This window comes from Mycoplasma todarodis (genome assembly GCF_004335995.1).
GTDB lineage: Bacteria > Bacillota_I > Bacilli_A > Mycoplasmatales > Metamycoplasmataceae > Mycoplasma_K > Mycoplasma_K todarodis.
Genome location: NZ_PSZP01000030.1, coordinates 1 through 11,719, shown reverse-complemented (window position 1 = coordinate 11,719; position 11,719 = coordinate 1). Strand labels below are relative to the sequence as shown.

Sequence of the window (11,719 nt, the reverse complement as noted above, 5' to 3'; positions counted from 1 at the left end):
CATTTTTGGGTTTCATTGAGCTGTTCTGTGACCGAAGTATGTTCCAGCTTCTAGAAGTTTTTGTTTAGAAACAATTTCTTTTTTTGCTTCTACTTTTTGGTTTTCTGACATTTGTGTCTCCTTAGTGTTTGTTGTTCTGCCTATAGTTTCTAACGCTAAGCACCCTTCTCGAGCACACCCTAGCGAATCATCTATAGTGATTGATGAATTTCCCAATGTGGGTTTAATTCTTAAGTATTTTATCATAAATAAAGTATTTATGTGAATTTTAATCTATTTATTAAGCCTTTTTATTTGTTGTGTTTTAATTCTTGTTATTGGGATGATATGGTGCGCGGAGAGGGACTTGAACCCTCACACTGTAAAGTACTAGTGCCTAAAACTAGCGCGTCTGCCAATTCCGCCACCCGCGCAGGGTATCGAATGGTGTCCGTGGACATTTGGTACGCCCTAGAAGATTCGAACTTCTGACCCAATGGTTAAAAGCCATTTGCTCTACCGACTGAGCTAAGGGCGCGTATGGTGCTGGTTATAGGAGTCGAACCTACGACCTACGGTTTACAAGACCGTTGCTCTACCAACTGAGCTAAACCAGCGAATGGTGGAACATGAGGGGCTCGAACCCACGACCCTCGCCTTGTAAGGGCGATGCTCTCCCAACTGAGCTAATGTTCCAAAATGGTGACCCGTACGGGACTCGAACCCGTGAATGCATGGATGAAAACCATGTGTGTTAACCACTTCAGATTTGAACTTGTGACCAACTGGTTAACAGCCAGCTGCTCTACCACTGAGCTAAATCGGCAACATTGATGAATGTGCTTAATTATTATAAGTGAAAAAAAACAACTTTCACCAACTTTTTTTATTTTTTTTTGAGAAAAACCGAAAAAGTTAATTTTTAGGTGTTTTTTAAGCATATATCGAACATATTTACAATAAAAAAACCAAAACTTTTTTAATTAATATTTGCTGAAAGCCCTTTATATATTGTTTTTATAGGAAAAACAGTTATATTTTTTACGAAAACTATTTTTCTTAATTTTAATTATTTATATATATTTTTATCTATATATAGGCATTTTGGAGTAAAACAACCTTTATATATAGAGAATCTTTTTCTTTATCAATACTTTCAGCGAAGAAAAAAACACCTGCAAGCGGGTGTTTTTATCCAATTGTAATATCTTCTTCAATATATTTATAGTGTCTTGATCTTTGTTTTTTATTACCAAAGGCAAAGATTGTTGATGAAACTCCAAGTTGTCCGATAAACATAACAAGGATTAATGTAATCTTAGAAGCAACATTTAATTTAGAGGTTAGACCAGTAGAAAGACCGGTAGTACCAAAGGCGGATGAAACTTCAAAGAATAAGTCAGTGAAGTCATATTGAGCATCTAATTGGTTTTTATAGTTAGCCCCGAATGGGATATCCCCTCCGTGCGTGTTGAATGATGTTGTAGCTACCAATGTTACCCCTATAACCATTATTATGGACATTGTGGTGACAACATAAGCATTTCACACCGTATCAGGCGCAATACGTCTATTAAAGGCTCTAACTGAAGATTTCCCTCTAATTTTTGCCCAGAACGCCATAACAACAATGGCAAATGTAGTTGTTCTTATACCTCCAGCTGTAGATGATGGTGCTGAACCAATGAACATCATACATGAATGAACAATAAGTGTAGCAGATGTGAAATGGTGGAAGTTAACTGTACCAAATCCTGCATTACGTGTAGATAGTGTATTAAATATAATAGCCATTACTTTATTACTTGTAGTCATCTTTTGACCCATTCCGGATCTTTGACCATCAAATAACAATTCTGTCGAACTTCAGAACGATGGATTATTTGGTGTTGATTTAGCCGTCACCTCAATTAAGAACGTAATTGCTATACCAACTATAGAAATCGTTAAATAAGTCACACAAGAAATCTTTGTGAATAACGAGAACCTAAATCTCTCGCCTTTTCTTTTTGCAACAAAATATTGTCACACATCATAAATAACAGGATATCCAATACCACCGAATACAAATAATAATATAAATATAACTTGTACAAAGTAATCTGAGAAATAAGGAGCGATTGAATGCCCACCCATAATATCGAAACCAGCATTGTTAATTGCTGAGATTGAGTGGAACACACCATATCTAATTGAAAGTGCTCAATCACCGTGTGGGTTCATACCCATATCAGAACCATTTGGTCCTACAACTCCTACAAAGAATGAATTAGCATAGAAGAAATATAGAGAAAGAATTAAACCAGCTATTGTCATCATTGTAAAGATTGCAATAACAGATACTTTAATAAGTTGTCTAGTTTCACCTATACGAACATTTCCACGTTCTGCAGATAGTGCTGCTCTAGATGTTAGTGAAATTGATCTACCAAATAAAATATTAAATAAGAATATCTTTAAGGCGAATCAACCAATACCACCCACGAGGATCAAGATCGCTATAACCGCTTGTCCAAACATTGTTCATGTTGATGAGGTTTGAAGGGTTACTAATCCAGTATCAGAGAAAGCTGAAGCTGATGTAAATAGTGCATCCACATAATTTATTGATCCATTATGTGAAAACGGAAGCATTAATATTCCTGAACCTATAAATGTAATAAATAAATAGAATATTAAAATATGTTTTATGAAAGAAAGGTTCTTAAACTTAAAAATAACTCTTTCATACCATGGGCTGGCATAGTTATGATGAGACAAATTTTTACGTTTTTGTTTCTTTATTTTGTTCTTGTTTTTGAAAAGCATATATAAATTATAGTAAAAAATCAAAATCCCATATAATATATTTAATAAAAGTTTTAAAACTACCATAGTTTAAAGGAGAATACAATGAGTAAAAAAGCAAATAAAAAAGATATAGCCGTTATTGGTACTGGACGTTTCGGGACTGCGGTTGTTGAGCAATTGGTAAGTATGAACAGATATGTTCTAGCTATCGATGCTGATGAAAAGAATATTATGGAAGTATCAAGAATGGCCAACTCAGTTGCCGTTGCTGATGGTGCTGATATCGAAGGATTAAGAGGATTAGGTCTTGAGAAGTTTGATACAGTTATCGTTGGTATCTCAGATAATATTGAGATTATAGCTGCCCTTCTTGAAATTGGGGTTAAACATATTATCGCGAAAGCTAAGTCAATTAGACATGAACGTGTTCTTAGACAAATCGGTGTTGATATTATTGTTAGACCTGAAGCTGAAGCGGGAATTCGTACAGCTATCATCGCAACTAACTCATCATTCATTAAATATTCTGAAGGTCTTCAAGAAGTTGGTGATGGTTATGCAATCGGGACAACTATCGTTAAAAACGCTTCATGATTCGATCAAGAACTTAAAGATATGAGATTTGTTAACATGGGGGTTTCTGTAGTTTCATTAAACAGAAATTCAAAAGTTATCCTTCCTCAAGGTAATTTGGTTATGAGGGAAAATGATAAGATTACAGTTATCGGTAAAATCCAAAACATCACTAAAATCTTTGAAGAAGCTAATGGATATGAAGCAACTTCAGAAGTTAAAATGAATAAAGTTACTGATAAACCTCTTAAAAGAAGAGTTGTTACAAACAAAATGATTAAACAAAAAGCAAAACAAACTAAATAATAAAAAATCCCAGAAGGGATTTTTTTATCTTTTAGTTACTATATAAGCTCCAGTATTATTATTTCTATGATGTCAAGGAAGGTTGTATTCATATAATATATCTTCAACAACTGCTTTGATTCTTCCAGTTCCATGACCTGTAACTATTTCCATTTCATCTTCATAGATATTCATTTCAAAAGAAAGTATAGCCATTTCAATTTCTTGAATAGCTTCTTCTTCATTTAGTCCGTGTAAATCATAATATAACATACATAGATTATAAAGAAAATAAACAAAAAAACACTAACGTGTTTTAATTTTACGTTTAAGGTTTTGGATGATTTGTTGAACAACTCTTGTTGGATCATTATCATCATGTTTTCATACTGTTTTATAGATGTGTTGTCTTTGAACAAACTCATCTGGTTCTGCTTCCACGATTACTTTTAGAACTTGAAACTCCTTTTTTGATAGTTCTATGTGCTTGTCGTTAAGGAAACATTCATTGTTAAGGTTGTTAACAATAAGTCCTCTGTGAAATACAACATTGTCGTTTGAGTGTGTCTCTCATCTACGTCTCAATAGTGCAATGGTTTTTCATTTCATGTATTCGAATTCAGCTTCAAAGTAAATGATATCGTCTGCTCCAGATTTTAAAAATTCATATGTTCTATCTTTAAAGAAAATATCGTGGAATCATACATTTTTAAAATATGGGTTGAACTTTCTAATTTCGTTTAAATATTCTCGTGTAATTGTAGATTTTTTAACGTCGTTATCTATAAATAGAAAATCAACTTTTTTCCCAATTAATGATGCGGCGTTTTTTTCTGAAATGTAGTAAGTTTTGATATTGAAGTAGGCTCTTCAAATATCAGATAGCGATTCATATTCTTCTCTCTGTTTATTCGTAATAAAGTATATTTGTAATGTGTTTCTTAATGCCATAAATAAATTATATAAAAATAGTCCTTATTTAGAACAAAAAAATGACCCATGAGAGTATGTAGTCTTATTTTTTGTGTGTTAATGCTTGAAAATCATCTTTATATTTATTTTTTATTTCTCTAATCTTTGAAGATGAAATGTTTTTCATTTCATCATCAGAAAAAATAATAATAGTTTCAACTTCTTGATTTAATCTTTTATTAATCGAAGCTAAGAATAATTCATACTCAACTTCATCAAAAGTCCTTAAACCTCTGACAATATAAAATGAGTCATTTTCTTGTGCGATTAAAGAAGTTAGCTTAGTGTCAGCAATTATTTTACAATTTGGAATTTCACTCAAAATATTTTCTTTTCTTTTCTCCAAAATTTCTTGGTGTGTTTTTTCATCATTATTAGTCACATAAATTATCACTTCATCAAATAGTTTTATCGCTTTATTGTATATCGATAAGTGACCTTCGTGGAATGGATCAAAAGAACCCGGGTAAATTGCTTTTTTCATATATCCATTATATAAAATTAATAAAAAAAGAAAGCATTAGCTTTCAATTAATTCTTTTGCTGTATCTAATTTAACTGAGAAGAATGAAGTAACCCCTCTGTTTTGCATAGTTGCCCCAAATAAGTGATCAACATTTTCCATTGTACCAACACGGTGTGTAACAACAATGAATTGTGTAGAACCTTTTAGTGACTGTAGGAATTGAGCATATCTCAATACATTAGCTTCATCCAATGCAGCTTCAACCTCATCAAGTATACATAATGGAAGAGGTTTAGATTTTAGAATCGCAAATAGAAGTGAGATTGCAATAATAGCTTTTTCTCCACCTGAGAATAGTTTAAGATTTCTAACAGATTTTCCAGGAGGTTGTGCAATAACATCAATACCTGTTTCTAATAAGTTTTCTGGATCTGTATACTTAATTTCAGCAGTTCCTCCACCAAACATTGTTTCGAATACCTTTTGGAATTCTTCTCTTGTTGCTTTAACAGTTGTATCTAATTTAGTGATTATGATTTTATCCATTTCATTAATGGCTGAAAGGATTGTTTGTTGTGCAGAGAATAATTCTTCTTCAGAAGTTTTTAGTTTTGTATATCTTTCATTAACTTCTTCATATGATTTAATTGAATCAAGGTTAACATGTCCAATTTCAGCAATCTCTTTTCTCATACGAGAAACAAAATCTCTTGCTTCTTCTCTTTCTAATTTAAGTGTGAATTCTTCCGCAGCGGCTTCAATTGTCATTGCGTATTCTTCAGCAAGACGTTTCATTGCTGTGTTAACGTAAAATTCCGCTTGATTTTTCTTAGTCATGTTTTCAGATGAATCTTTGATTATTTGACGTAATGATTTTTCAAGTTCTGTTTTCATTAATGTATTTTGTGTAAGTTCATTATTAATAGCCATAATCTTTTCACGTTTGGCTTTTAACGTTGCAGAAAGTTGCGATTTCTCTGCTTCGAAGTTTTCCACAGAACCAAGAGAAATCTCTTGTGTTTTAGAAATGTCGAATTTCTTGTTAGCAGCAACTTCATATTTATCTTTTAAATATAAGTATTGTTCTTTAACATTTGATTCTTTTTCTTTTGTTTTAGCAACTTCAACATATAATTCTCCGATAATAGCTCTATCTTCTGAAATAATATTTGACAATGTTGAAATTTCACTTGTTATTTGTTCAACTTCTTTTTGAATAAGTGGTTGAGCTGATTTTAATTTTTCAATTTGTTTATCAACACCTAAAAGGTCTCTTGTTTTACCTGCTTGTCCACCGGCAATAACACCACCAACACGGATAATGTCCCCACCTTTTGTAACAACCATGTAACGTTGTTGTAGTAATTTAGAAATTTGCGTTGCGTTTTCAATTGAATCAACAACAATTATATTTCCTAATAAGAATTTCTTAAGGATATTATATTGTGGTTTTGAATTTACCAATTCTGCTGCAATTCCAATAAATCCTGGTTGAGTATCAAGAGCTAATTTATGATCTTCTCTTATTGCTTTAGGTTGGATTGAAGCTAAAGGAATAAATGTAGCCCGTCCCCCTCTATTTCTTTTAAGGAAGTTAACACATTCAACAGCTGTTTTTGAGTTGTCAACAACAATATGTTGCAATGCATTTTGTAATATTGTTTCAACAGCAGTTGTGTATTCTTCAGGAACTTCTAAAGAATCAGCAACAATACCTTTTACACCTGGGAATGTACTTTTATTTTGAACAATTGTTTTTGTTCCTTGGAATAAATTAGTTTTGTTGTTTTTGTGATCTTCAAGAATATCAATTTTTGTTTTAATTTTAAATAATTTTGTTGCATCAAGTTCTTTTTTACTTTGAAGTTTTGTTATTCTCATTTCTTTTTCAGCAGCATCAGCCTTTTTAGATCTAACATCTTCTTCAGCACGTGAAATTCATGCTTTGTATTGTGATAATTTTGTTGAAAGTTCTTCTAATTGTTCTTTCATAGCTTCTGTTTTAGCAGCTTCTGAAGTTTGAACTTGACCATCAATAATCATTTGACGTCTTTGTGATGTAATTGAATCTTTCAATTCAAGATCTCTAATTGATTCTGAAACTTCTTGGAATCTTGTGTTTAATTTAAGAACTTCGTTCTCAAGATTTAATTTATAAGAAGTTTTTTGTTCGATATCTTTTTCAGAGTTTGAAATCCTTGTTTCTAAATCATCTTTTGTATCGATAACATCAGAAAGTTTTTCATTTAGTTCTTCTAGTTGTTCTCTAAAATATGCAACATCTTCAACAATCAACCCAACTTCAACATCTTTAAGTTCTTCTGTTTTTTCTAGGTAAAGTTTAGCTTTTTCAGCTTGTTTTTTAAGTGGTTTCAATTGACGTTCAAGTTCATAAACAACAGTTTGAACTTTTTCAAGTGCTTCAGTAGTGTTATCTAATTTTTTAATAGCTTCTTTTTTTCTTGATTTATATTTAGAAATACCGGCAGCTTCTTCAAAAATTCCACGTCTTTCTTCAGGAGTTGCTTGTGCGATATCTGAGATTGTTCCTTGTGAAATAATAGCAAGTGAAGATTTTGACATCCCTGTTTCCATTGCGATTTCTTTAATGTCTCTAAGTCTGGCAATATCTCCATTGATGAAGTATTGATTCCCACCTTTACCACGTGTTAATTTACGTGTAATTGATATTTTTTTGTGAGGTAATGAAACTCTTCCTTCACTGTTATCAAATGTTAGTGTTACTTCTGCAAAATTCATTGCAGGAACTGTTTTTGAACCAGCAAAAATAACATCTTCCATTGAATCTCCACGTAATGATTTTGATGATTGTTCACCAAGAACCCATTTAATAGCATCATTAATATTTGATTTACCTGAACCATTTGGTCCAACAATACCAACAACACCACCATCAAAATTTAATTCTGTTTTATCGGCGAATGATTTAAAACCATGCGCAATTACTTTTATTAATCTCATTATTCTGCTCCTTTTAAAATTTTCAATGCTGATTTGGCCGCATTTTGTTCCGCCTCTTTTTTAGATATACCCTTACCCGAACCAAAGTAGTGTCCATCATGTTTTACTTTCGCATAAAAATGTGCTCCGTCTTTATGTGTTTGATATTGAATTGCTTCCCTAGATTCTGTTTGTAAGAATTCTTGAAGTAATGTTTTTGGATCTTTTAATTCAGATGAAACATTCTTCCTTATTTCTTCAAATACAGTTGCATCCAAGAATGCTTGAAATACTTCTCTTCCTTGATCTAAATAAATAGCTGCTGTGAATGATTCAAATAAATCTGCGAGAATTGAGTCATTATCTTTTAAATCATTAGCTCCATTTCCAACTCTTAATAATTGTCCAAGATTTAATCTTCTAGATAATTTAGCGAATGACTCTTTATTAACAACCTTTGCTCTTAATAATGTCATATCCCCTTCATCCATTTTTTTGTGCTTCGTAAATAAATACACACCTACAGCTGCATCTATCAATGCATCACCAACAAATTCTAATCTTTGGTACGTTAAATTGTACCGATGTTCATTAGCAAACGTTTGATGTGTAAACGCTTGATAATAAAGATCGATATCATTAGGTTCAATACCAAATTGTTCTAAGATTTCTTTCATATTTTCTCTCCTTATTATTTTTTGATTGCTTCTCTAATTTTATTCATTGCATCGTTATTGATTGCTTCTTGAATTTGCCCAAAAGCTCCAGCAAATGCTTTTTCATCAGATGATCCGTGTGATTTTATAACTATTCCATCAACACCAATAACTCACGCTGCCCCAACTGTACGGAAATCTAAAGTACTTTTTAAGTTCTTTAATGCTCCTCTAGCAAACAATGCACCCAAAATTCTAATAGGATTCTTTTTAATTTCTTTTTTAAGAGTTCTACCAATAGTTAATCCGGTACCTTCCATTGATTTAAGGATCATGTTACCCGCATAACCATCTACAACAGCAACATCAGTTGCATAAGAAAGTAATTCTCTAGCCTCTACAAAACCTTGGAAGTTAATATTTTTATCTTCTTCCATTAAGTTATATGCGTCATTGTGGAATGGCAATCCCTTTCCTTTTTCAGCACCAACATTAACAATTGAAACTTTAGGATTTTTAACGCCCATCACATGTTCTGAGAAAACCTTACCAATTTTTGCTCATTGATATAATAGATTTCCATCAACTTCTAATGTCGCCCCAACATCCATCATGATAAATCTTTTACCTGGTTGATTTGTTGGGAAAACAGGCATAAATGCAGGTCTTGAAACTCCTTCAAGTCTCTTAAGAGAAAGTGTTGCATAAGCAATATATCCAGCTGAAGACCCTGCGGATAGCACTACTTGCGCTTCACCTTTTTTAACTAATTCAATTGCTTTATACATAGAAGTAGTTTTATCTCTAACAATCATCGCACCCCTCTTTGGATCGGCGACAATAGGAATATCTAATATTTCAATTCTTTCATGTGTTTCCTTAAGAACTTCATCGATTTGTTTTTTATCACCCACAAGAATTACTTTATAATCTGGGTTTTTCTTAATAAAACGCAATGAAGCAACAACAGCGGGTTTTACCCCGTTGTCATTTCCCATTACGTCAAAGGCTATTGTTGTCATATTTACTCCCTCTCTTATTCAACTGCAATTAAGAAGTTGTATACTGGTTGATCACCGGTTTTAATTTCAATTTCAACATCAAAGTTATTTTCTAAATAACTAGCAATTTCTGAAGCATCACTCTTTGTTGAGTCATCCCCAAAGTAAATTGTTACAATTTCCGCATCTTCATCTATTACAGATTTTAGTGCTTTAATGGCAGCTTTTACAGAAGAAGGGTTTGTACCAAGGATAGTTTTATCAGCAATTGATAAATATTCTCCTTCGATTACTTTTACTCCTTCAATTCTTGTAGTTCTTGAAGCTTTAGTAACTTGAACAGTTTTTGTAGCTGAAATAGCTTCTGTCATTTCTTCTTTGTTAGACTCTAATGAACCTTCACGATCAAAGTTTATAATCGCTGAAATACCTTGCATTTGAGTTTTTGTAGGCACAATAACAACTTTTTTATCTGTTATTGTTTGTGCAGCTTGTTGTGCAGCAAGGATGATGTTTGAGTTATTAGGAAGGATAATAACTTTATCTGTATCAACAGCATTAATCGCTTTGATAATGTCAGATGCTGATGGATTCATTGTTTGTCCACCTTCAATAATGAAGTCAGCTCCATATTCTTTCATATCATTAATGATTCCTTGACCAACGTTACATGATACAACACCAATGTTCACTGATTTATTATTGCCATTAGCGTTAGATGTTTGTGTTTTTGAAGCAGCTTTGTTTTCAGTAGCTTGCTCAGTCATGTTTTCTACTTTAATTTTAAAGAATTCACCGAATTTTTGAATAAAGTTAAGAACTGTTCCTGGTTTAAGAGCATGAATGTGAACTTTAAGAATTTCTTCATCAACAACAACCACAGCTGAATTACCTAATTTATTTAAACCTTGTTCGAATTTTTCTTTTCTGAAAGTGTTTTTAGATTTTAAACTAATCATTGCTTCTGTACAATAGCCGAATTCACCATCAAATGTTTCTTCTGAAAGAAGGATAGCTTCTCCAGTTGGTTCTGAAAATACAGTTGGTTTACCTTCTAGGTGTTGAGCCATAGCATTTAAGAATTGGAATAATCCTTCACCACCTGAATCAACAACACCAACTTCTTTAAGAACTGGTAATAAGTTAGGTGTATTATTTACAGATTTTCTCGCTTCTCTTGCAGCTAATGAGAATATTTCAACAACTGTCATAGAAGGTGTTACTTTAGCTTCTAAAGAAGTTGCAGTTTCTCTAATAACAGTAAGGATTGTACCTTCAACAGGTTTCATAACTGATTTATATGCATATTCCTTAGCTTCACCAAATGCTCTAACGATGTCAAAACCATTTGCTTCTTCTAATCCTTTGAATCCTACTGAAAATCCTTTTAAGATTTGAGAAAGAATAACTCCTGAGTTACCTCTAGCTCCTAAAAGCATTCCCCTAGCAAATTTTGCTGAAATTTCTGAGATTGATTTTGTTTCTAATGTTGCAATTTCTTCAGCAGCATATTTAGCTGTAGCTGACATGTTTGACCCTGTGTCCCCATCCGGAACTGGGAAAACGTTAAGTGCATCTATTCTATTCGCGTCATTACGGATAGCGTTAACACCTGATGTTAAAACTTCCTTTAATGTTGTACCGTTTAATGTTTTCATTATTTAACTCCCTTAATGTAAATGTTTATTTTTGATATTTTATGATTGTTTGCCTTAAAATAAGATTCGACTGCAGAAGATAATTCTCTAGCAACTATTTCTGTTCTAACGTTTAATGAAGCAATAATAAATATTTTAATCTCCACACCTTTAGAAGTAGGGATTATATCTATCCCTTTTCCATAATTTGTTTCTGTTAAAACTCTTAAAGTTTGTGCTTGTGACTCTTTATTAACAAGTCCCACAAGACCTGGTACTGTACTAATTGAATTAACAATTCCTTCACGTAATTCGTTGATTTGTTCTTCTGTCATTTCCGAACCTCCTTGTTTAATCTAAACTATTATACCATTATTAGCATATATATACTAGTATATA

General features: G+C 32.4%; 10 protein-coding genes and 4 tRNA genes. 1 reads left to right on the top strand and 13 read right to left on the bottom strand.

The window, feature by feature from the left end; translation table 4 throughout:
- Nucleotides 1-328: 328 nt before the first annotated feature.
- The 5 genes from C4B25_RS03480 to C4B25_RS03455 form a co-directional block, all read right to left on the bottom strand.
- Nucleotides 329-413, bottom strand: a tRNA-Leu gene (locus C4B25_RS03480).
- A gap of 28 nt (nucleotides 414-441) precedes the next feature.
- Nucleotides 442-517: transfer RNA gene (locus C4B25_RS03475), tRNA-Lys, on the bottom strand.
- Nucleotides 518-520: 3 nt separating this feature from the next.
- Nucleotides 521-596: transfer RNA gene (locus C4B25_RS03470), tRNA-Thr, on the bottom strand.
- Nucleotides 597-599: 3 nt separating this feature from the next.
- Nucleotides 600-675, bottom strand: a tRNA-Val gene (locus C4B25_RS03465).
- Nucleotides 676-1,170: 495 nt separating this feature from the next.
- Nucleotides 1,171-2,787 (bottom strand): TrkH family potassium uptake protein, encoded by a 1,617-nt coding sequence (locus tag C4B25_RS03455; RefSeq protein ID WP_272482647.1) that lies wholly within the window; start codon nucleotides 2,785-2,787, stop codon nucleotides 1,171-1,173.
- A gap of 84 nt (nucleotides 2,788-2,871) precedes the next feature.
- Between C4B25_RS03455 and C4B25_RS03450 the strand changes: the two genes are divergently transcribed.
- Nucleotides 2,872-3,648, top strand: a complete 777-nt coding sequence (locus tag C4B25_RS03450) for a potassium channel family protein (protein WP_131613659.1) — start codon at nucleotides 2,872-2,874, stop codon at nucleotides 3,646-3,648.
- A 24-nt stretch (nucleotides 3,649-3,672) separates the two neighbouring features.
- Here C4B25_RS03450 and C4B25_RS03445 read toward each other — a convergent pair whose 3' ends face one another.
- From C4B25_RS03445 to C4B25_RS03410, 8 genes are all read right to left on the bottom strand, one after another.
- A complete protein-coding gene (locus C4B25_RS03445) occupies nucleotides 3,673-3,900 on the bottom strand; it encodes a Smr/MutS family protein (protein WP_131613658.1) in 228 nt (75 codons plus the stop codon).
- Nucleotides 3,901-3,933: 33 nt separating this feature from the next.
- Entirely contained in the window at nucleotides 3,934-4,578 is a 645-nt protein-coding gene (locus C4B25_RS03440) for a winged helix-turn-helix domain-containing protein (RefSeq protein ID WP_131613657.1), read from the bottom strand.
- 64 nt (nucleotides 4,579-4,642) lie between these two features.
- On the bottom strand, nucleotides 4,643-5,083 hold the full coding sequence (gene coaD / locus C4B25_RS03435) for a pantetheine-phosphate adenylyltransferase (RefSeq protein ID WP_131613656.1): 441 nt from the start codon (nucleotides 5,081-5,083) through the stop codon (nucleotides 4,643-4,645).
- A 36-nt stretch (nucleotides 5,084-5,119) separates the two neighbouring features.
- Nucleotides 5,120-8,047 (bottom strand): AAA family ATPase, encoded by a 2,928-nt coding sequence (locus C4B25_RS03430; protein ID WP_131613655.1) that lies wholly within the window; start codon nucleotides 8,045-8,047, stop codon nucleotides 5,120-5,122.
- Nucleotides 8,047-8,703 carry a ribonuclease III gene (gene rnc / locus C4B25_RS03425; protein ID WP_131613654.1) on the bottom strand — a complete coding sequence of 219 codons (657 nt, stop codon included), beginning with the start codon at nucleotides 8,701-8,703 and terminating at the stop codon, nucleotides 8,047-8,049. The genes C4B25_RS03430 and rnc overlap by 1 nt, the downstream gene beginning before the upstream one ends.
- Before the next feature lie 14 nt (nucleotides 8,704-8,717).
- Nucleotides 8,718-9,704: a phosphate acyltransferase PlsX gene (plsX, locus tag C4B25_RS03420; protein ID WP_131613653.1), complete on the bottom strand. Its 987-nt coding sequence runs from the start codon at nucleotides 9,702-9,704 to the stop codon at nucleotides 8,718-8,720.
- A gap of 14 nt (nucleotides 9,705-9,718) precedes the next feature.
- Nucleotides 9,719-11,341: a DAK2 domain-containing protein gene (locus C4B25_RS03415; protein ID WP_131613652.1), complete on the bottom strand. Its 1,623-nt coding sequence runs from the start codon at nucleotides 11,339-11,341 to the stop codon at nucleotides 9,719-9,721.
- Nucleotides 11,341-11,655, bottom strand: a complete 315-nt coding sequence (locus tag C4B25_RS03410) for an Asp23/Gls24 family envelope stress response protein (RefSeq protein ID WP_131613651.1) — start codon at nucleotides 11,653-11,655, stop codon at nucleotides 11,341-11,343. The genes C4B25_RS03415 and C4B25_RS03410 overlap by 1 nt, the downstream gene beginning before the upstream one ends.
- Nucleotides 11,656-11,719 lie beyond the last annotated feature (64 nt).